Source organism: Pseudolabrys sp., from assembly GCF_035943735.1.
Taxonomy (GTDB): Bacteria; Pseudomonadota; Alphaproteobacteria; order Rhizobiales; family Xanthobacteraceae; genus Pseudolabrys.
In genome coordinates this window covers 198,405-219,245 of the sequence record NZ_DASZBV010000005.1, presented here as the reverse complement: position 1 = coordinate 219,245, position 20,841 = coordinate 198,405, and the positions used below count along the sequence as shown (strand labels likewise).

The window sequence follows — 20,841 nt, the reverse complement described above, 5'->3', positions numbered from 1 at the left end:
GATTCCAGGTGCCGCCCGTCATGACGATTTAATGACAATTGTGACGGCTTCTCTCGCATGAATTGTCGGGATAACTTGTCACTGCGGCGACACAAACGCCGCGGTTCCGGCTATTTTAGCCGCTTGCGTTTTGGCTTGTCGCGGACGCGTGCCATGTCCATTGCCCCCAAAGAGGTGGAGCTTAAATTTTCGGCTCCGGCGGATTGCCTCGATCAGCTTCGCTCGCATCCCGAGTTCGAAGCGATGCTGCGGGCGCCAATCATCGATCAGACGCTCGTCTCGACCTATTACGACTTCGACAATCTCTCGCTGCGGCGGCACGGCCTGAGCCTGCGCGTGCGCCAGGTCGGCCCGCACCGCATGCAGACTCTCAAGTCGGTCGCCGGCGACGGCTCGCCGCTCGCCGAGCGTACCGAGTTCGAGAACGAGATCAGCGGCGACTTGCCCGATCTCGGCACGTTGCACGCGTCGCCTTTGAGCCCGATCCTGGCGGAGCAAGGGCATAATCCGCTGCGGCCGATGTTCGAGACCAAGATCCATCGCAAGGCGTTCCGCATCGAGCAGAACGGCGCCGAGATCGAATTCGCCGTCGACACCGGCGAGATCGTCGCCGCCGGCTCGGCCGCGCCGGTGTCCGAGATTGAGTTGGAGTTGAAGCGCGGCGATCTCGAGCAATTGTTCCTGCTGGCGAAGACGATCAACGCCATCGTGCCTGTCGAGCTGATGCTACAAAGCAAGTCGGAGACCGGCTACCGGCTGTTCGTGAAGCAGGCGACGGCCGCCAGCCTGGCGCCGCCGATCGAGCTCGAGCCGGCAATGACGACCGCCGAGGCATTCAGGCACATCACCCGCTCCTGCCTGCGCCACCTGATCGCCAACCACGCACTGGTGCTGGCGCACGACGCCAGGGCCGTGCATCAGACGCGCGTGGCGCTGCGCCGCTTCCGCGTCGCGATCTCCGCCTTCTCCCGGGTGGTCGCCGACGCCGAGGTCGAAGGCATCGAGACCGGGCTGAAGCATTTCGCGCAAGCGCTCGGGCCGGCGCGCGACCTCGACGTGCTGATCGACGACGTGCTCAAGCCGTTCCGGACGCAACACCCGAAGGACAAGGGCGCGGCGTCACTGATCCGGTCGTTCAATCGCAAGCGGACGAAGGCCTACGAGGACGCGGCGCGCGCCATCGACTCCGGCGAGTTCCGCAAATTCGTCATCACCTGCGCCGCCTGGATCGAATCCGGGCCATGGACGACAGACATGGATGCGGGGCGCGTGCTGTTGCGCCAGCAGCCGGTCGCCGTGCACGCCGCGCAGCAGATCGCCAGGCGGCGCAAGCAGTGCCGGCGCATCGGCCGCGATCTCGACGCGCTCACCGACGCCGAGCGGCACCGCGTCCGCATCGCCGTCAAAAAGCTGCGCTACACGGTCGATTTCTTCGCGAGCCTCTACGGCTCGCGATCCGGTCACAAGCGCAAAAGCGAGATCTTGCGCGCCTGCCAGAAGCTGCAGGACTCGCTCGGCGCGCTCAACGACCTCGTTATCCGGCGCGCGCTGTTCGCCAAGCTGCTGGACGCGAAGACGGCGGGCGCCACCGACCGCGCCTTCGCCGCCGGCCGGCTCTCGGCTCGCAGGAGCACGAGACGCCGACGCTGGAGAAGAAGGCCGCCAAGGCGTGGAAGGCGATCCTGACGGCGAAGCCGTTCTGGAAGCTGTCCGCGACGCCGCCGCCGATCCCGGAATCGAACGCGCCGCCGCTCCCGTTGAGCGGCGTGGCGGCGTGAGTTGGGAACGGATACGGGACAAGCGATTGTTGGCGGGCGGGAAATGACACGACGAACGGTCTTGGCGGCGGGGGGACTGGTGTTCCGGCACAACGGGAAGCTGGAAGTCGCCGTCGTGCAGTTGCGCAAGACGCCGCACTGGGTGCTGCCGAAGGGCAAATTGAAGCGGAACGAGAAGTCGCGCCGCGCCGCCAGGCGCGAGGTATGCGAGGAGACCGGGCACAAGGTGCTGGTGCACGAGTTCATCGGCACGCTCGCCTATGAGAGCAGCGGTCGCTCCAAGATCGTGCAGTTCTGGCGCATGGAGGCGCGCGGCGACGCCATCCGCGATCCCGCCTCCGACATCCGCGAGGTTCGCTGGCTCAGCCCGAAGAAGGCGATCGCGCGGCTGACTTATATGAGGGAACAGAGTTTCCTGCGGCACGCGCTGGCGGAAGGCGCGCTGCGCGGACACAAGCGCAATGGACTATCGGCGGTGCGGTAACGGACCGTACAGAAACGAATTTAACGAAGCGACCACACTGCCGGGGTTTAGTCGAAACAGTAAGCTCGAAAATGTGCGGAGAGTTCCATGTGGAGACCGACGGGTTCCGAGGCCATCGACATGTTCGCGCGTCATTTCGAAGCGCGGCACAGGAGCGGCGCAGCGGTGCGGGCGCGCCACACAGCAGCGCACCTGAAGGACGCCGGCGACATGCCGGGCAGCGCGGTATGGAGTGAGGTCGCCGAGACGATCGAGCGTCTGCGCAGCGACCATCGCCACATCGCGCGCCGGCGCGAGCGCGAGAACGTCTAGTCCCGAGCTTACGACTCGAGATCGCTGCGCGGATCGTACGGCTTGCTGTCCCGCCACGTCTTCATCAGCGCGGCGAGTTCGTCGTCCTTGTCCGACGGCAGCGTGATGCGCACGGTGGCGAGCAGGTCGCCGGTCGCGCCCTTGGCCTTCAGGCCCTTGCCCTTGAGGCGGAAGGTGCGGCCGGAATTGGTGCCGGCGGGGATCGCCAGTTCGACGGCGCCGTCGAGGGTCGGCACGCGCACCTTGCCGCCGAGCACCGCTTCGTAAAGCGTGATCGGCAGTTCGAGGCGCAGGTCGGCGCCGTCCGGCTTGAACAGCGGGTGCGGCGCCACGTTCACCGTGATCAACGCATCGCCGAACTTGCCGGAATTGCTCGGCCATCCCTGCCCTTTCAGCCTGATCTGCTGACCGTCGGCGATGCCGGCGGGAATCTTGACTTCGATCTCCTTGCCGGTCGGCAGATGCACGCGCGCCTTGGTGCCCTTCGCTGCATCGGCAAGGCCGACGGTCAGCGTCGCATGCAGATCCTGGCCGGTCGTCGGCGCGCCGAAATCCTCCGGCTCGAAAGCGGTGCGATTGAAACCGCGCGTGCGCGCGCCGGCGCCAGCCGAGCCGCCGCCGAACATGCCGCGCAGCAGATCCTCGAATCCGCCGCCCGCTCCGCCGCCGCTGCCGGGACGCTGGAAGCCGTCCGGACCGAACGAGAAGCTCTCGAAATGCGCGCCGCCCGGCCCGCGCGCGCCCGAGCCCGCGCCGGAATGCCCGCCGAAGCCCTCGTATCCGGTGAATCGCGGCTTGCCCTCGGCGTCGATCTCGCCGCGGTCGAACGCCTTGCGCTTGTCGGCGTCGCCCACGATCTCGTACGCCGCGTTCAGCTCCGCAAAGTGCGTCGCGGCCTTGGGATCGTGTTTGTTGGCGTCCGGGTGCAGCTTCTTGGCGAGCTTGCGGAAGGCGCTCTTGACCTCCGCCTCGCCCGCACTTTTGGAAACCCCCAGGACCTCATAGGGGTCGCGCATTCATCCACTCTCCGTGAAACGGTTTCAGCCCCAGGCCGCCGGCATTGCCGGCGATTCATGGGCTCAATGTGGGGTTCCGGCGGCGCAGATGCAACGCGCCGGCCGGCAAAGCGCGGGCTTCAGGAGCTCTTCCAGGGCTTGATCGTGCGCACCCGCCAGGCGCCCTTCTGCTCCTCGCAGGCCTCGCCCTGCAGCCAGGACTGCACCGTGTCGTTGACGTAGCTGGCGAGGAAGTTGCGGCAGGTCTGGCCCTCGTCGCTGAAGGCCGAGGCGATCGGGGTGACGGTTCCGCGGGCGCCGGTCTTGGGATTTTCCCAGTCGAGGCTCGCGTCCTTCTCGTTGCGGCGGAGCACCTCGGTGGCGGCGGCCTTGGCGTAGGCGAGATCGTGCTCGGGCGGCAGGACGTCGGCCGTCTTCGGAACCGTGATCGAGCCCGTCGGCGTCTTGTCGGCGAAATAGGATTCGAGCTGGTAGGACATGCTGCAGCCGCCCCCGGCCACCGCGAACACCAGCAATGCGGCAAGCGGGGCCGCGCGCCGTAGGCGCGAGCGGCTGCATCCACTATAAGGTCGCCGGCGGAACTGATGGAACATAAGCACGGTCACCCGGAAACGCCCCGAACGATGTCCGACACGTCTCCGATCAAACACCCGAGCTGGTTAACGACTGGTGATTTCACGGCGGCCGAGGACCCATTCGTGCTGTTTGCCGCCTGGCTGGAGCAGGCGGCGGCATCGGAGCCGCGCGATCCTACGGCGATGACCCTGGCCACGGTCGATGCGGACGGGATGCCGGACGCCCGGATGGTGCTGCTCAAGGGCGTCGATTCACGCGGCTTCGTGTTCTTCACCAACATGGACAGCCAAAAAGGGCGGCAGTTGGACGCGCAGCCGAGGGCAGCGCTGGTTTTTCATTGGAAGTCGCTGAACAAGCAGGTGCGCGTGCGTGGGCCGGTGGAACGCGTCTCCGAGGCCGACGCCGACGCCTATTTCGCCACCCGTCCGAAGCAAGCGCAGATCGGCGCCTGGGCGAGCCAGCAGTCGCGGCCGCTGGAGAGCCGCCTCGCCTTCGAGAAGGCGATCGCCGTCTACGCGGCGAAATACGCGCTCGGCACCGTGCCGCGCCCGCCCTACTGGTCCGGCTACCGCGTCGTGCCGCTGGCGATGGAGTTCTGGCAGGACCGGCCGTTCCGCCTGCACGACCGCATCGATTTCCGCCGCACCGCGCTGGACGCCCCGTGGAGCAAGACGCGGCTCTACCCTTGAGCTACGATTGCCGTTCCACCCGCTGAGGACGCTTAAAGAACGCCGATGCCGAACCCGCAATCGAACCAACCGCGCCGCACGCTGCTGCTCACCGGAGCAAGCCGCGGCATCGGGCATGCGACGGTGAAGCGTTTCTCCGCCGCCGGCTGGCGCGTCATCACCTGCTCGCGGCATCCCTTCCCCGAGAACTGCCCTTGGGATGCCGGGCCGGAAGACCACATCCAGGTCGACCTTGCCGACGAAGGCAATACCAATGAGGCGATCGCCGAGATCAAGCGGCGGCTCGACACGCACGAACTGCACGCGCTGGTCAACAACGCGGCAATCTCACCCAAGGCCGAAGGCGGCAAGAGGCTCGGTTCGCTCGACACCGCGACCGAGGTGTGGCGGCAGGTGTTCCGCGTCAACTTCTTCGCGCCGATCATGCTGGCGCGCGGGCTCGTCGAAGAACTCAAGGCGGCGAAGGGCGCGGTGGTGAACGTCACCTCGATCGCCGGCTCGCGCGTGCATCCCTTTGCCGGCGCGGCCTACGCGACCTCGAAGGCCGCGCTGGCGTCGCTGACACGCGAGATGGCGTCGGACTTCGGCCGCCTCGGCATCCGCGTCAACGCCATCGCGCCGGGCGAAATCGACACGGCGATTTTGTCGCCTGGCACCGAGAAGATCGTCGAGCAGATCCCGATGCAGCGGCTCGGCACGCCGGACGAGGTGGCCAAGATCGTCTACGTGCTGTGTACGGAGACGAGTTCCTACGTGAACGGCGCCGAGATCCACATCAACGGCGGGCAGCACGTTTAGGCCCTGCCTCAATCTCTCGATATCGCAGCCTGCGGTTCAGGAAGCGGAGAACGACGATGAGCCAGGATGCGGTCACGATACTGGTCGGCACGACAAAGGGTGCCTTCCTGATCGCCGGCGGTCCTGACAGGCAGGGCTGGACCGTCAAGGGTCCATTCTGCGACGGCTGGCCCATCAATCACATCATCGGCGATCCGGCGACCGGCGTTCTCTGGGCCGGCGGCGGCGGCGAGTGGCAAGGCGCCGGCATCTGGCGCTCGGAAGATGACGGCGCGACCTGGCAACTGGCCAAGCTCACGAAGGGCACGGTCGACGATTGGGCGGCCAAGGACCCGCAGTTCGCCGCCATGATGAACTGGACTTACCAACCGCTGCCGTTCGCGGACCAGTTCGCACAGATCTGGTCGCTCGGCTACGCGCACGGCACGCTCTATGCCGGCACCAAGCCGGCAAGGCTGCTGTCGAGTCAGGACGGCGGCAAGACCTGGCAGGAAGTTCAAGGGCTGCGCGACCATCCGTCGTCCGGCAGCTGGAATCCCGGCGGCGCCGGATTGGTCCTGCATACGATCCTGTTCGACCCGGCCGATGCCGACAAAATCTGGGTCGGCATTTCGGCGGCCGGCGTCTTCGCGACCGAGGACGGCGGCAGCAGCTGGGACCGTCGCAACCGGCTGTCGAACACGCAGCCCAGCGCCGAGCCCACCCATCCCGCGGGGCCCCGCGACGGCGAGATCGGCCATTGCGTGCACAACATGACGCGGGCGCCGGGCACCGCCGACGTGCTCTATCAGCAGAACCATTACGGCGTCTGGCGCTCGGCCGACGGCGGCCGCAGCTGGGATGACATCACGCGCGGCCTGCCCTCGACATTCGGTTTTCCGGTCTGCGTTCACCCACGCGACCCGGACACCCTCTGGACCATACCGCTCAATGGCGACATGGCCGGACGTTTTCCGCCCGATGCCGCCGCGGCGGTGTGGCGCTCACGCGATGGCGGCGAGACCTGGCAGGCGATGCGCGAGGGATTGCCGCAAACCGCCTGCTACTTCACCGTGCTGCGCCAGGCCATGGCGCGTGACGAACGCAAGCCGGTGGGAGTCTACTTCGGCACGAACAGCGGCTCGGTTTTTGCCAGCATCGACGACGGCGACAGCTGGCAGGAGGTTGCGCGGCATCTGCCGACCATCCTCAGCATCGAAGCGCTCGATCGGCGCTGACCATTCTGCCGTGCCGCGCGTTACAGCCACTTCTTCCACTTGAACCACATGTACGGCAGCACGGCAGCGAGGATCATCACGACGATCGCCAGCGGATAGCCGTACTCGAAGTCCAATTCCGGCATGTGCTTGAAGTTCATGCCGTAGATCGAAGCGACCAAAGTCGGCGGCATCAAGACCACCGCGGCGACCGAGAAGATCTTGATGATGGCGTTCTGCTGGATGTTGACGACGCCGAGCATGGCGTCGAGCAGGAAGGTGACCTTGTTGGAGATGTAGCTCGCGTGGTCGGTGAGCGAGACGACGTCTCGCTGCATCGACTGCACCTGCATGCGCGCGTCCTTCGCCCACTTCATCGTCTCCGCCTCGTTGGCGAGGAAGAGCAGCAGCCGGCCGATCGAAACGAGGCTCTCGCGCACTTTCGAGGTCAGGTCGCCCTTGCGGCCGAGCGCCTTGAGGACTTCGTTGTAGGACGGCGTCGCGTCCGCCTCCGGCTCGAAGATCGTGTGCGACACCTGGTCGATCTCGGCGCCGATTCGCTCGAGGATGTCGGCGGAACGGTCGATCACCGCGTCGAGCAGATCCATCATCACGGTGTCGCCGGCGACCTTCGGCGAGCAGGCGCGGCCGAGCTTGTTGGTGACAATGGCGAAGGGGCGCGGATCGTCGTAGCGCACGGTCGCCAGCCGGTGATGGGACAGGATGAAGGTGACCGGGGTGGTGATCGGCGACGCCGTCTCCGACTGGCACATCAACGTCGCCGTCATGTAGCGGGCGCCGTTCTCGAGATAGAGACGGCTCGACACCTCGATCTCCTGCATCTCCTCGCGCGTCGGCACGGAAATGCCGAGGTACTGCTCGACCATGCGGTCTTCCTGCACGGTCGGGGCGATGAGATCGATCCACACCGCATGCTCGGGCAGCGGTTCGCCGGGTTCGATGGTCAGGCGTTCGAGCGTCCCGTCGCGGGGGACGAAGGCGAAGATCATGGGGCTTTGCGTCTTCCGTCCGGGACATGCGCGACCACGCGCGCTGGTGTCATCGCCCGGGGCGGGCCGCCGGCGCAAGCGTCAAAATCGAACGCGCGTCCGCCTTGGGCAGCCGCGCGCTACGGTTGTCCGATGGTCCAGCCAGGCGCCGGGGCGCCCGATCAGTCGCGGTCGTAGCTCGGAAAACGCGGTTCGCGAGGCTGCCGCGGCTCGTCCTGCTTGTGGCTGAGCGCTCCGGCGACCGCCGAAATGCCGATCTTGCCGTAGCAGGAATCCAGTGTCGGACGTTCGCGCCTGTCGTTCTGGCGCTGGTCCTTGTCCTTCTGTTTCTCCATGGGTCCGTCTCCCATTTCCTTGGTGTCCCTCTGCCCTCGATTTAGGCAAACGACTGGGGCGATTTTGGGTGGCAAATCGTGTGCTATCGTGACCTTTGATCGCCGTACCCAACGAGGCCTAATTCATCCATATTTACAGTTGGTTATGGTAAACCTTCTCTTAATTTCTTTGGCGCAGGATGGCAGCCGCCGGGGAACCTGTGAACAGGCTCACGGAACGCCGCATAAACGGGTGCGGCATTCCTGCCACACATTCACAATCAGTTCTGCCGGCATACGGGAATCCATGGCACTGGCTTAACGATTCCGGTTAATTCCAACATTGAAATTCATGCACGGCCGCAACGCGGGGGCGGCCGAAAAAGAGGCGAAAGAGGACGAAAATGTCGATCAGGGGGTTGGTCGCTCTGTTGGGTCTGGGTGTGATGCTTGGGGGCTGCATGCAGTCGACCCTTTCGCCGTCGCCGGAGGCGAACCTGACCCCCCGCGACAAGAAATTGCTGGCCGCGGCCCCGTACGAGAAGGCCGTTATTCCGGAGCCCTATCGGCGCCACATGGTCGCCTATCACCGCAAGGAAGAGCCCGGCACGATCGTCATCGATTCCGATGCGCGCTTCCTCTACTACGTGCTGCCGGGCGGCAAGGCGATCCGCTACGGCGTGACCGTCGGCGAAGAGGCGATGGCCTGGTCGGGCGTCGCCAAGGTCGAGCGCAAGGCCGAATGGCCGGCGTGGAATCCGACGGCGGGCGAGCGCCAGCGCATGGACGTGCCGGCCTATGTCAGCCCCGGCCCGCAGAACCCGATGGGCGCGCGCGCGATGTACCTCTACGAGGGCAACAAAGACACGCTCTATCGCATCCACGGCACCAACCAGCCGGAATATATCGGCCAGGCGATCTCGTCCGGATGCATCCGCATGACCAACGAGGACGTCATCGACCTCTACAACCGGGTCAAGCCGGGCACCGTCGTGGTCGTGCTGGCGCCACACCAGGGCGACTCGCCGTTCAACCCGCGCGTCGCCTCCAGCGGCAGCCTGTTCAACTGAGCGGCTGCCAAAGCTGGAACAAGAAAGCGGCGCCTGCGGGCGCCGTTTTTATTTTGTCCGCGTGCGTGATCCATTCCGTGCGATGGCTGACAAAAGCCGTGGAGTAGCGGGCAGCCTGCCTATGCCAAAGATGCCGTCAGGATAGACGGTACTTTACTGCCGCGCAGCTTCGAGCGCGGCTCCCATTTCGCAGCACACCTGCCGAGGGCACCCATCCTCAGAGGCAAAGTCAGCCATGTCGCGGTGTCGCTCCATGGTTGACAGACCTCATTGTACGCGCGAGCTTTACAGCCTCGCCGAGGCACGAACTGCATTTCGCCGCGTCGCAAAAACCAACAATGTGATCCTGGGAGGATTCGATGAAAACGATTCTACGCTGTGCGGTTCCGCTTCTGGCCGTGGCCGGCATTGTCGCGCTCACCCCGGCGGCAATGGCTCAGAGCAGCCAGGAAAAGCAACTCTACGAGGCTGCCAAGAAGGAAGGCCAGCTCACCTGGTATTCCGGTGTCCTCAATCAGCAAATTTGCGATGAGGTCGGGCAGGCGTTCAGCAAGAAATTTCCCGGCGTCAGCGTGCACACGATCAAGACGACGTCGCAGGTCGCGTTCCAGCGCCTGCTGCAGGATATCAAGGCCGGCGACGTGCTCTCGGACGTGTTCACCACCACGGATGAAAGCCATGTGGCCTATCTCGAGAAGAAGGACCTGCTGACCAAGTACGTCCCCGAGAACGAGAAGGGCATGTCGAAGGTGCTGCGCGGCCTCGATCCGAACGGCTATTACCATGTGAGCTGGGTCGGCATCGTCGCGCTCGTCTACAACAAGAGCAAGGTCAGCGCCGCGGACGCGCCGAAGGACTGGCCGGATCTGACCAACCCGAAATGGAAGAACCAGATCGGCTTCGGCAGCCCCAACTACAGCGGCCTGATCGGCGTGTGGACGGTCGCGATGCAGAACGCCTACGGCTGGGACTATTTCGAAAAGCTCAACAAGCTTAATCCACTGATCGGACGTTCGGTCGACGATCCGATCACGACGCTGAACTCGGGCGAACGGCAGGTCGCTCCGGGCAACCCGGCGTCCGCCTTCCGCAGCGCGGCGCGCGGCAATCCGCTGGCGGTGAATTATCCGACCTCCGGCACTTTGATCGATCCTTCACCGTCCGCCATCCTCAAGGGCGCGCACCATCCCAACGCGGCGAAGCTGTTCATGGAATTCCTGGCGGGGCCGGAATATTCGAAGATCCTTGCGAAAAACTTCGAGCAACCGCTGCGGGACGACGTGCCGCCGCCGCCGGGAGCCAAGTCACTGTCCGACATGAAGGTGCTGTCGCCGAAATTGGCGGACATCGAGAAGGAACTGCCGAAGATCAAGGAAAAGTGGCGCGACACGTTCGGCAACTGAGCGCTGTACGAGAACAGATCCCATGTCTGTTGAACCAATGCGGCCGGTGCAGGGAGCGCCCCTGCACCGCGGCCGGCTCGGGCGTCTTCGTCGTTTCGAGCCGGCCAGTCTGATTTGGCTGCTGGCGGCGGCCGCGCTGCTGTTTCTCGTCGCGACGCCGATGGTGCGGCTGCTGATCTCCAGTCTGCAGACGACCGACACCGGCACCTGGACGCTACACAATTACATCAGCGCCTACGGCCACCTTCGCAATCTGGAGGCGCTCGGGAACTCGCTGCTCTACGCCCTCGAGGTGACCGTGATGTCGGCCTTGATGGCGGTGCCGATCGCCTGGGGCGTGTCGCGCACCGACATGCCGGCCAAGAGCCTGATCCGGGCTTTGATCCTCGGCGCCTTCATAACGCCGCCCTATCTCGGCGCGATCGGCTGGATCCTGCTCGCCGGCCCCAATGCCGGCTGGCTCAATCGCGCGTGGATGGCGATCACCGGCAGCCACAGCGGCTTCATCAATGTCTATAGCTTCAGCGTCCTGTCCCTCGTCACGGCGCTGTACGCCTTTCCCTATATCTTCGTGTTCACCTCGGATGCGCTCGATCGCGTCTCCTCGGAAATGGAAGAGGCGGCTAACATCCTGGGCGCCGGCAGTTTCCACACGGTCTTTCGCATCACGTTTCCTCTGGTGACGCCCGCGATCCTCGGCGGCGCCATCGTCGTGTTCCTCGACACCGTGGCCTTGTTCGGCACCCCCGCGATCATCGCCCTGCCGGCCCGCATCCGGATCATGACCCTGCAGATTTGGCAGTATTTCGAATTTCCGGTACGGGCGGAGGTGGCGGCGGCCTATGCCATTCCGTTGATCGTGATCACGGTCGCACTGTTCGCCCTGCAGCGGGCAATCCTCGGCCGCCGGAGCTACGTGGCGCTGACCGGCAAGGGCGGCAGCCGCACGCTGACGCCGCTCGGACCGTGGCGGTGGCTCATTCTTGGCTATTCATTGTTCGTCGTCGCGCTCGCGGTGATCTTGCCCTACGCGGCGTTGGGCAAGGCGGCCTTCAGCAAGGCTTGGGGCCTCGGCTTCACGCTCGCCAATCTGACGCTCGATAACTTCTATCGCCTTCTGACCGAAGAGGGTGCGCGGCAGACCATCGTCCATAGCTTCACCTATTCGGCCGGCGCCGGCTGTGTCGCCGTCGCCCTCGCGCTGCTTACGGCCTATGTCGTCAGCCGCAAGCTGATGCCGGGCGGCAATATTCTGACATTGCTTTGCATGGCGCCGCTGGTCATTCCCGGCATCGTACTCGGCATCGGGTTCTATGCCGCATTCGCTTCACCGCCGGTCGCGCTCTACGGCACGGCGGCGATCCTCATCCTCGGCTACAGCACGCGGTTCCTGCCGATCGCCTATGTCAACTGCGCAGCGAGCCTGCGCTCGCTCAACCCGGAGATGGAAGAAGCCGTCCGCATCCTTGGCGGCAGCCGTCTGCGCGCGATCGCGCGCGTGATCGTGCCGATGCTTAAGAAAAGCCTGCTCGGCACATGGCTCCTGGTCTTCATTCCCGCGACGCGCGAGTTGAGCACCGCGATCTTCCTCGTCGGCGCGCAGACGCGCGTCATCTCGGTCATGATGCTCGATCTGAGTGAAAACGGCAGCTTCGAGATCCTGGCCGCGCTCGGCTTCTTCCTGCTCGGCGCGACGATCCTGATCGTACTGATCGGTTACAAGATCATAGGACGCGATTTCATGTTGAGGCGGTCATGAGCGAGCGCGAGACGAGCGGCCATTCGCGCCTGTCCCTGAACGGGCTGAGCTGCGTCTACGGCAAGGTGGCGGCCGTCGATCATCTCAGCATGGACATTGCTCCGGGCGAGTTTATCTCGCTGCTGGGCCCCTCGGGCTGCGGCAAGACGACGACATTGCGCATGATCGCAGGCTTCATACGGCCGACCGGCGGCACAATCACCATGGACGGCGAGATTATCTCATCGCCCGAGGGCTCGCTGCCGCCCGAGAAACGGCAGATGTCGATGATTTTCCAGAGCTACGCCATTTGGCCGAACATGACGGTCGCGGAAAACGTCGCCTTCGGCCTGAAGCTGCGCCACTTCGACCGCGCGTCGATCCGCACCAAGGTCCAGGCGATGCTCGATACGGTTCGTCTCGGCGGCCTCGCCGACCGCTACCCGGCGGAGCTGTCGGGCGGCCAGCAGCAGCGCGTCGCGCTCGCCCGCGCCATGGTGATCGAGCCGCGCGTGCTGCTCCTCGACGAACCGTTGTCCAACCTCGACGCGAATCTGCGGGAGGAGATGCGGTTCGAGATCAGGCGGCTGCACGATGCGTTTCACTTCACCACCGTTTATGTGACGCACGACCAGGGCGAAGCGATGGTCACGTCCGACCGCATTGCGGTGATGAATCAGGGCCGTCTCGAGCAGATCGAGGCGCCGCACGCGCTGTACACCCGGCCGAAGACGCGGTTTGTCGCCGGCTTCATCGGCAGAACCAACCTTCTCGAAGGGCGGATTGCCGGAGATCGAATTGCCTTCGATCATTTCGACCTGCCGCGCGGGGTGTTTCAGGCTCACGAGCTTGCCACGAGCGGCGCGGTCGTGTTCTCCGTCCGGCCGCACAGCATCTCGCTGCATCGCGAGGCGGGTACATCGGACCAGCACATCGCGGTGCAGGCGCAACTCGTCGAACGCGCCTATCTCGGCGAATATTGGGATTATGTCGTCTCGCCGGTCGGTAGTGACGTTCGTTTGAAGGTCGCGGCAACACCATCGCAGGTCTTCGAGGTGGGCGACACACTCTGGCTGAAATTCGATCTTCAGCAGATGGCGCCGATCGAAGCCTGACCGCCGTTAGCCCAGCGTGATGCGGACGATCTCCGGCGGCACGCCGAGGCGCAGCGGCACCTTCGAGCAGCCGAGCCCGCCCGAGACGATGAGATGGCGGCCGGCTTCGACGATATGGCCATAGGCGAAGCGCGCGCCGAACGCCGACGGCGTCCACACCGGCGGCACGAAGGGTACGCGCACCTGCCCGCCGTGGGTGTGACCGGCGACGGTGAGCGACACGCGCTCCGGCACGTCGACGAAAATATCGGGCTCGTGCGCGAGCAGGATCACGGGGTCGGAGGTTTGGATCTGAGCGAGCGTGCCGGGCAGATCGTCCTCGCCGCGGAAGCGGCTCGGTCCGATGAAATGCGCGATCTGGTCGCCGAGGCCGGCGAGCCAGAAGCGCTGCCCCGGCGCGCCGAGGTGCACGACATCGTTTTCCATGAGCGGAATGCGCTCGGCGGCGAGCGCCTTGCGCACGCCTTTGACGTCGTACCACCAGTCGTGATTGCCGAGGATGGCATAGACGCCGAGCGGCGCCTTCAGCCGCGCCAGTTCCGCCGCCCAGGCGGCGTTCGGTACGTGCTCGGTGATGAAGCGATGCGTGGCGAAGTAGTCGCCCATGAGCACGACCAGATCCGAGCCGAGCGCGTTGCCGGCGTCGACCACCTGCTGCACCCGCGCGAGACCCATGTTGGGGCCGCCGGCGTGGATGTCGGCGATGACGGTGATGGTCAGGCGCTGGCCCTTGCGCCAGCCGGGCGGCGTCAGCCGGTAGTCGGTGATGACGAGGTCGTGGGCCGCTTCCAGCGCGGCATAGGCCCCGGTTCCGGGCAGGACCAGCGCGCCGGCGCCGGCAAGGCCCAGTCCGGCGCGCAGCACGCGGCGGCGGGTCAGGCCCGGTTCCGGCCCGGCAAAGGTCAGGCGCTCGCTGACAATCATGCGGCGCTGTGTAGCCCGGAACGGTGAACGGACGGTGGACGCGATCTCATAATTTACGGGCTATCGCCGGTAATGGCGGGCGCGGCGGCGGCAGCGGCGGCGGGATTTGAGCCTTGGCGACGGCCGGCGCCTCCGGCGCCGGTTCCCGCACGGCCCACTCGCAGATGCGATAGCCGTTGTGGCGCTCGAGCACGTCGAGATGGACGTGCTGCTCGTGATAGGGGTCGGAGCCGGGACCGAGCACGGTGGTGAAGCGGCCGCACGCGCTCTCCTGCAGCGACAGGCGCAGGTCCTGCGGCGCGTTGACGTCGGTGAGCACGAACTTGCGGCCGTCGGCCAGCACGAAGGCGCGCACGTCGATGGCGTTGCCCTTGCCGTGTTCGCTGACCTTGGCGCCGACGACGCGGTTGCGGCCGCGGCATTCGTAGGAATCCTCGTTGATCACCGCGCGCAGCGGCGATTTCAGCGGCGCCAGGCGTTCTACGACCTCGTCGCGAATCCAGGATGCGAAGGATTCGGCCATGCCGCACTGCAGGGTGGCGGCGGGTGTCACCGCGACGCGAGCGCCGTCCGGCAGCAGCACCGCGTCGAGCTCGATGAGGTCGGGCCCGCCGCAGGCGCCCGGCCCGGTCAGGGTCGGCTTCGGCTTGAAGACGGCCATCGGCGCGAGCCGCTTGTCACAATCGGTCGGTGGCCCATGGTCGGAGACGACCGCGACGGGCGACGGCGCCACAATCGGCGGCCGCGGCCGCGGCAAAGGCACGCCGACGGCATCGGCCGGCAAGCCATGGCCGAGACTGGCAATCACGAAAGCGGCGGTCAGCAATGCCATGGCGCGATCCCCCAGCCCAGGACGACGGCAGCCGGGGATAACGCGGCAGGCGGCAAAACCGTTGCACTGGCCTGCCTTGCGGATAACCTTGAACCCGGCTGGCGAGGGGCCGGCCCAACAGAGCGCAACGGCCGCTGGTTAACGGCCGCCAAGCGCGTCATCGCGAGAGGGAACGTTCAATGCTCGGGCTGATGCAGGACTGGCCGCTGCTGCTGCACCGCATCATCGACCACGCCGCGACCTTCCACGGCGAGCGCAAGGTGATCACGCGCTCGGTCGAAGGGCCGATCGTCGAGACCAATTATCGTCAGATCCGCGCACGCGCGCTCAAGGTGGCGCAGAGGCTGGAGAAGGACGGCATCAAACTCGGCGACCGCGTCGCCACGCTCGCCTGGAATACCTGGCGGCATCTCGAGACCTGGTACGGCATCCTCGGCATCGGCGCCGTCTATCACACCGTCAATCCGCGCCTCTTCCCCGACCAGATCATCTGGATCGTCAACCATGCGGAAGACCGCATGATGTTCGTCGATCTCACCTTCGTGCCGCTGCTGGAGAAGATCGCCGACAGACTACCGACCATCGAGCGCTATATCGTCCTCACCGACGCCGCGCACATGCCGCAGACGACGTTGAAGAACGCGGTCGCCTACGAGGACTGGATCGGAGAAGTCGACGGCGACTTCGCCTGGAAGCAGTTCGACGAGAACACCGCCGCCGGCATGTGCTACACCTCCGGCACCACCGGTCATCCCAAGGGCGTGCTCTACTCGCATCGCTCCAACATCCTGCACGCCTTCATGGCGGCGCTGCCGGATTCCAAGAACCTCGGCGCCCGCGACGTCTGCATGCCGGTGGTGCCGATGTTCCACGCCAATGGCTGGTCGCTCGCCTTCTCGACGCCGATGGTCGGCGCCACTTTGGTGCTGCCCGGCGCCAGGATGGACGGCGCCTCGATCTACGAATTGCTCGATACCTACAAGGTGACATTCACCGCCGCAGTGCCGACGGTGTGGCTGATGCTGCTGCAGGACCTGGAGAAGACAGGGGCGAAACTGCCCTACCTCAAACGCGTGGTGATCGGCGGCTCCGCCTGCCCGCGCGCCATGACCAAGACCTTCCAGGATGTCTACGGCGTCGAGGTCATCCACGCCTGGGGCATGACCGAGATGAGCCCGCTCGGCTCGCTCTGCTCGCTCAAGCCGGAATACGCCGCACTCACCGGCGACGCGCGGCTCGACGTGCAGATGAAGCAGGGGCATCCGCCGTTCGGCGTCGAGATGAAGATCACCGACGACAACAACAAAGAGCTGCCTTGGGACGGCAAGACCTTCGGCCGGCTCAAGGTGCGCGGGCCGGCGGTGGCGAAGAGCTATTTCAAGGGCGAAGGCGGCGAGGCTTTCGACAAGGAAGGCTGGTTCGACACCGGCGACGTCGCGACGATGGACCAATACGGCTACATGCAGGTCACCGACCGCTCCAAGGACGTGATCAAGTCGGGCGGCGAATGGATCTCGTCGATCGATCTGGAGAATCTCGCGGTCGGCCATCCGAAGGTGGCGGAGGCCGCGGTGATCGGCGTCTCGCATCCGAAATGGGACGAACGGCCGCTGCTGGTGATCGTGCTCAAGAAGGGCGAGACCGCCACCAAGGACGACATCCTCGGCTTCATGCAGGGCAAGATCGCCAAGTGGTGGATGCCGGACGACGTCGTCTTCGTTGACGAGATCCCGCATACGGCCACGGGCAAGATCCTGAAGACGCGGCTGCGCGAGCAGTTCCACGACTACCGGCTGCCGACGGTGCAGGCGGCGGAGTGACGGCAACGGAGCGTTACGGCGCCGGCTGAATTACATCGTCCAGCGCTTCAGCAACAGCGAGGCGTTGACGCCGCCGAAGCCGAAGCCGTTGGCCATAGCGTAATCGATCGCGCGCGTACGCGGTTCGGGGCCGATCAGATCGAGATCGTCGAACTCTTCGTCCGCCTGCTCCAGATTGATCGTCGGCGGCAGGACGCCGGACTGCAGGGCACGAATCGCGAAAATCGCGCCGAGCGCGGCCGCCGCGCCGAGCAGATGGCCGGTCGAAGATTTCGTCGAGGACACGGGGACGCGCGCGCCGTTGAACACGCTGCGGATCGCCGTCAGTTCGGCGGCATCACCGAGCGGCGTCGAGGTGGCGTGCGCGTTGATGTAGCCGACGTCCCCGGGTTCGATGCCGGCCGCATCGACGGCGAGCTGCATGCAGCGCTTGAGACCCTCGCCGTCCGATGGCGCCGCCACCATATGATAGGCGTCGGACGTGGTGCCGTAGCCGACCAGCTCGGCGAGTGGCGTCGCGCCGCGCGCCAGCGCGTGGTCAAGAGCTTCAACGACGATCACCGCCGCGCCCTCGCTCATGACAAAGCCGTCGCGTCCGGTGTCGAACGGGCGCGAGGCGCGTTCCGGCGTTTCGCTGAAATGCGTGGACAGGGCGCGCGCCGCTGCGAAGCTGCCGAGACTGACACGTTCGATGCAGCTTTCAGCGCCGCCGCAGACCGCGACGTCGACCTCGCCGGCGCGGATCATGCGCGCGCCGTCGCCGATCGCCTGCAGGCCGGCAGCGCAGGCCGTGACCGGCGCGCCAATCGCGCCGCGGAAGCCGTGGCGGATCGACACCTGCCCGGCGGCGAGGTTGACCAGGAACGACGGTACCGTGAACGGCGAAAGCTTGCGCGGCCCGCGCTGATCGGTGGTGTGCACGGCCTGCTTCATCGTGGCGAAGCCGCCTATCCCCGAGCCGATGATGGTGGCGGTGCGAGCGCGTTCGGCATCGCAACCGGGAGCCCAGCCCGATTGCTCGATGGCCTCATCCGCGGCCGCCAAAGCGAACTGGATGAAGCGGTCCATCCGCTTGTGATCTTTGTGGTTGACGACGCGATCGAGATCGAAACCGCCTTCGGCATCCTCGTCGACGGTGGGCACAACCCCCGCAATCTTTGCGGGTACGTCGTGGACGAGATTGTCAGACAGCCGCCGTATCCCGGATTGGCCGGCAAGAAGCCGCCGCCAGACCACGCTCGTCCCACACCCAAGTGGAGAAACGATGCCGTATCCGGTGACCACAATCCGCCGCATTCTGCTCCTGCCCAGTGCGGGAAACTCGCGCTCGCACACCGAACGCGGCGGAATGGACGACTGCCGTCCGTATCTGGATGCAGATGAGCCCCGAATCGAGGCAGCTGCTCACAATCGTATTATAGGCCTGCCGCCGATGATCGAGACAAATCGGAGTTGCGAACAGCGGTCTGCGGCACCCTACCGGACATTAAGCGCCTGGCCGTCAATGTCCAATGCCGTCCGCGGGCAAAAAGCGCCCCCGACCGAGACAGGCGCCACCGCGGCGGTGTATGACGCGGGCCGCGTCCGCCGCCCACACGGAGTTCCTCATGCGTGCTGTTGCCCGCGCCATCACGGTCACGGCCCTCGCCGCCGCCTTCGCGGTCGCCGCTCCCGTTGTCTCCATCCACCCCGCCGCCGCGCAAACTGCCGGAAAGAAAGTCATGACCACAGCCTCAGGCCTGAAATACACCGACGAGAAGGTCGGCACCGGCGCCTCGCCCCACCGCGGGCAGACCGTCGTCGTGCACTACACCGGCTGGCTCTACGTCAACGGCGAGAAGGGCAAGAAATTCGATAGTTCCGTCGACCGCCACGAACCGTTCGAGTTTCCGATCGGCGAAGGCCACGTCATCAAGGGCTGGGACGAGGGCGTCGCCAGCATGAAGGTCGGCGGCAAGCGCACCTTGATCATTCCGCCCGCGCTCGGCTATGGCGCGCACGGCGCCGGCGGCATCATCCCGCCCAACGCGACCTTGATGTTCGACGTCGAATTACTGGCGGTGAAGTAAGCGGACCGTCCTTGCTCCAACATGCGCCTCGGCATCGACCTCGGCGGCACCAAGATCGAGATCATCGCGCTCGACGATGACAGCACAACGCTCGCGCGCGAGCGCGTGTCGACCCCCGTCGGCGACTATGACGGCACGATCCGCGCCATCGGCGGTCTGGTGCGCGGCGTCGAAGGCAGGCTCGGCCGCGCCGGCACGATCGGCATCGCCATGCCGGGCGCTTTCTCGGCGCGGACCGGCCTCGTCAAGAACGCCAACAGCGTCGTGCTCAACGGCAGGCCGCTCGACCGCGACATCGAAGCGCATCTCGGCTGGGCCGTGCGCATGGAGAACGACGCCAACTGCCTGGCGCTGTCGGAGGCGGTCGACGGTGCGGCGGCGGGCGCGTCCGTCGTGTTCGCCGTGATCCTCGGCACCGGCGTCGGCGGCGGCCTCGTTGTCGACGGCAAGGTCGTGACCGGCCGCAACCGCATCGCCGGCGAATGGGGTCACAATCCCCTGCCCTGGCCGCAGCCGGACGAACTGCCCGGTCCTGCCTGCTATTGCGGCAAGACGGGCTGCATCGAGACGTTTCTCAGCGGCGCCGGACTTGCCCGCGCCTACGCCGCACTGACGCAACGCACGCTCGCGGCCCACGATATCGCGGCGGCGGCAACCCGCGAGGCCGACGCGCGCGCGACGCTCGCCACTTATCAGGACCGGCTGGCCCGCGGCCTCGCCTCCGTCGTCAACATCGTCGACCCGGACGTGATCGTGCTCGGCGGTGGCCTGTCCAACATCGACGCGATCTACGAGGGCCTGCTCGAACGCATCGCAAGCTACGCCTTCTCGGATGCGCTCGCGACCCGCGTCGAACGCGCCCGGCACGGCGATTCGAGCGGCGTGCGTGGCGCGGCGTGGCTATGGCCGGCAGATAGCAGCAAATAAGGCGGAACGCGGCGCGGCCTTTGGCGTTCTTCACCACACGCGCACGCCGGGTGACAACCGGCCGCAACGAGGACTGACGGACGCAGCTGATTTTGCCGGTTTCTGGCTGCGGCAACAACGCATCGGTACGCGTCGACGTCTAACCCGTTCCCGGCGTGCGCACCCTTCCCCTTCGCAAGTAAAAAAGTACTCCGCGGATGGAACCGGCGGGCAGCCGGTTTCGTCATAAAGGGAACCGGAACTCAGGAGGGCGGAACCATCATGGCCAAGAAGACGATCGTGAACGAAGCCGTCGGCGTCGTGCGGACCGTCGCGGAAGCGGCGCTCGACGCGGCGGCGGCGGAAGCGCGGCGCGTGATCGCCGAGACCGTCGCCAACACGGCGGCGCGCGTCGAGGACCGCGCCAACAAGGCGCTGCCGCAGTTCGAAGGGGCCGTGAGAGCGCGGTTGGTCAAGCCGATCGACCGCATGCTGAAGACGCGCGGCGGGCGCAAGAAGACGGCGAAGAAGGCGGCGCCGGCGCGCGGCCGCAAGGCGGCGAAAAAAGCGGTGCGCTCCGCAGCGAAAAAGGCGGCGCGCCCGAGCGCGAAGAAAGCGTCACGCAAGAAAGCGGCGACGCGGACCAAGGGCCGCAAAAAACGCCGCTGAACCGCCAGCTCGGCGGCCGGCAAGCCGCCGGCTTGCGATAAGTCAATGCCGCCAGGGCCCTGTCGCGCGACAAATACCGCGACACAGGCGACGCGTACGACACCACCAGCGGGGGTGGCCGG

At 65.9% G+C, this 20,841-nt stretch carries 21 protein-coding genes; 14 read left to right on the top strand and 7 right to left on the bottom strand.

Going from position 1 to position 20,841, the window contains the following annotated elements; genetic code table 11:
- Positions 1-153 precede the first annotated feature (153 nt).
- The 3 genes from VGV41_RS02940 (at position 154) to VGV41_RS02930 (ending at position 2,574) form a co-directional block, all read left to right on the top strand.
- Positions 154-1,686: a CHAD domain-containing protein gene (locus tag VGV41_RS02940; RefSeq protein ID WP_326862155.1), complete on the top strand. Its 1,533-nt coding sequence runs from the start codon at positions 154-156 to the stop codon at positions 1,684-1,686.
- A gap of 135 nt (positions 1,687-1,821) precedes the next feature.
- Complete coding sequence (locus VGV41_RS02935) at positions 1,822-2,262, top strand: NUDIX hydrolase (protein WP_326862154.1); 441 nt, start codon at positions 1,822-1,824, stop codon at positions 2,260-2,262.
- Positions 2,263-2,349: 87 nt separating this feature from the next.
- The gene (locus tag VGV41_RS02930; RefSeq protein ID WP_326862153.1) at positions 2,350-2,574 is read left to right on the top strand and encodes a hypothetical protein; all 225 of its coding nucleotides are present in this window, start codon (positions 2,350-2,352) and stop codon (positions 2,572-2,574) included.
- Between the two features lie 8 nt (positions 2,575-2,582).
- Here the strand turns inward: VGV41_RS02930 and VGV41_RS02925 are convergent, their stop codons facing one another.
- Both VGV41_RS02925 and VGV41_RS02920 read right to left on the bottom strand, forming a co-directional pair.
- Positions 2,583-3,590 (bottom strand): J domain-containing protein, encoded by a 1,008-nt coding sequence (locus VGV41_RS02925; protein WP_326862152.1) that lies wholly within the window; start codon positions 3,588-3,590, stop codon positions 2,583-2,585.
- 119 nt (positions 3,591-3,709) lie between these two features.
- Positions 3,710-4,069, bottom strand: coding sequence for an RT0821/Lpp0805 family surface protein (locus VGV41_RS02920; protein WP_326862151.1), 360 nt, complete (start codon positions 4,067-4,069; stop codon positions 3,710-3,712).
- Positions 4,070-4,213: 144 nt separating this feature from the next.
- Between VGV41_RS02920 and pdxH the strand changes: the two genes are divergently transcribed.
- Genes pdxH through VGV41_RS02905 form a run of 3 tightly spaced genes read left to right on the top strand, consistent with a single transcriptional unit; the run spans position 4,214 to position 6,870 of the window.
- Positions 4,214-4,855, top strand: coding sequence for a pyridoxamine 5'-phosphate oxidase (pdxH, locus tag VGV41_RS02915; RefSeq protein ID WP_326862150.1), 642 nt, complete (start codon positions 4,214-4,216; stop codon positions 4,853-4,855).
- A 45-nt stretch (positions 4,856-4,900) separates the two neighbouring features.
- Positions 4,901-5,653, top strand: coding sequence for an SDR family oxidoreductase (locus tag VGV41_RS02910; RefSeq protein WP_326862149.1), 753 nt, complete (start codon positions 4,901-4,903; stop codon positions 5,651-5,653).
- 56 nt (positions 5,654-5,709) lie between these two features.
- Positions 5,710-6,870: a sialidase family protein gene (locus VGV41_RS02905; RefSeq protein ID WP_326862148.1), complete on the top strand. Its 1,161-nt coding sequence runs from the start codon at positions 5,710-5,712 to the stop codon at positions 6,868-6,870.
- A gap of 20 nt (positions 6,871-6,890) precedes the next feature.
- On the opposite strand, the gene corA is transcribed toward VGV41_RS02905, so the two are convergent.
- Positions 6,891-7,859, bottom strand: a complete 969-nt coding sequence (gene corA / locus VGV41_RS02900; protein WP_326862147.1) for a magnesium/cobalt transporter CorA — start codon at positions 7,857-7,859, stop codon at positions 6,891-6,893.
- Between the two features lie 161 nt (positions 7,860-8,020).
- Positions 8,021-8,194 (bottom strand): hypothetical protein, encoded by a 174-nt coding sequence (locus tag VGV41_RS02895; protein ID WP_326862146.1) that lies wholly within the window; start codon positions 8,192-8,194, stop codon positions 8,021-8,023.
- A gap of 383 nt (positions 8,195-8,577) precedes the next feature.
- On the opposite strand from VGV41_RS02895, the gene VGV41_RS02890 reads away from it, so the two are divergent.
- From VGV41_RS02890 to VGV41_RS02875, 4 genes are all read left to right on the top strand, one after another.
- Positions 8,578-9,243, top strand: a complete 666-nt coding sequence (locus VGV41_RS02890) for a L,D-transpeptidase (protein WP_326862145.1) — start codon at positions 8,578-8,580, stop codon at positions 9,241-9,243.
- 359 nt (positions 9,244-9,602) lie between these two features.
- Complete coding sequence (locus VGV41_RS02885; RefSeq protein WP_326862144.1) at positions 9,603-10,646, top strand: ABC transporter substrate-binding protein; 1,044 nt, start codon at positions 9,603-9,605, stop codon at positions 10,644-10,646.
- Positions 10,647-10,668: 22 nt separating this feature from the next.
- Positions 10,669-12,405, top strand: coding sequence for an iron ABC transporter permease (locus VGV41_RS02880; RefSeq protein ID WP_326862143.1), 1,737 nt, complete (start codon positions 10,669-10,671; stop codon positions 12,403-12,405).
- A complete protein-coding gene (locus tag VGV41_RS02875) occupies positions 12,402-13,499 on the top strand; it encodes an ABC transporter ATP-binding protein (protein ID WP_326862142.1) in 1,098 nt (365 codons plus the stop codon). Before VGV41_RS02880 ends, VGV41_RS02875 begins: the two co-directional genes overlap by 4 nt.
- Positions 13,500-13,505: 6 nt before the next feature.
- On the opposite strand, the gene VGV41_RS02870 is transcribed toward VGV41_RS02875, so the two are convergent.
- Positions 13,506-14,423, bottom strand: coding sequence for a metallophosphoesterase (locus VGV41_RS02870; protein WP_326862141.1), 918 nt, complete (start codon positions 14,421-14,423; stop codon positions 13,506-13,508).
- 46 nt (positions 14,424-14,469) lie between these two features.
- Positions 14,470-15,255, bottom strand: coding sequence for an extensin family protein (locus VGV41_RS02865; protein ID WP_326862140.1), 786 nt, complete (start codon positions 15,253-15,255; stop codon positions 14,470-14,472).
- A 179-nt stretch (positions 15,256-15,434) separates the two neighbouring features.
- Between VGV41_RS02865 and VGV41_RS02860 the strand changes: the two genes are divergently transcribed.
- Positions 15,435-17,075 carry a 3-(methylthio)propionyl-CoA ligase gene (locus VGV41_RS02860; RefSeq protein ID WP_326862139.1) on the top strand — a complete coding sequence of 547 codons (1,641 nt, stop codon included), beginning with the start codon at positions 15,435-15,437 and terminating at the stop codon, positions 17,073-17,075.
- 30 nt (positions 17,076-17,105) lie between these two features.
- Here VGV41_RS02860 and fabF read toward each other — a convergent pair whose 3' ends face one another.
- Positions 17,106-18,371, bottom strand: coding sequence for a beta-ketoacyl-ACP synthase II (fabF, locus tag VGV41_RS02855; protein WP_326862138.1), 1,266 nt, complete (start codon positions 18,369-18,371; stop codon positions 17,106-17,108).
- A gap of 311 nt (positions 18,372-18,682) precedes the next feature.
- Here fabF and VGV41_RS02850 point away from each other — a divergent pair, with 311 nt between their 5' ends.
- The 3 genes from VGV41_RS02850 to VGV41_RS02840 all read left to right on the top strand — a co-directional run bounded on the left by VGV41_RS02850 (position 18,683) and on the right by VGV41_RS02840 (position 20,719).
- Positions 18,683-19,144: an FKBP-type peptidyl-prolyl cis-trans isomerase gene (locus tag VGV41_RS02850; protein ID WP_326862137.1), complete on the top strand. Its 462-nt coding sequence runs from the start codon at positions 18,683-18,685 to the stop codon at positions 19,142-19,144.
- Between the two features lie 21 nt (positions 19,145-19,165).
- Positions 19,166-20,071, top strand: a complete 906-nt coding sequence (locus VGV41_RS02845; protein WP_326862136.1) for an ROK family protein — start codon at positions 19,166-19,168, stop codon at positions 20,069-20,071.
- A 261-nt stretch (positions 20,072-20,332) separates the two neighbouring features.
- Positions 20,333-20,719, top strand: coding sequence for a hypothetical protein (locus VGV41_RS02840; RefSeq protein WP_326862135.1), 387 nt, complete (start codon positions 20,333-20,335; stop codon positions 20,717-20,719).
- Positions 20,720-20,841 lie beyond the last annotated feature (122 nt).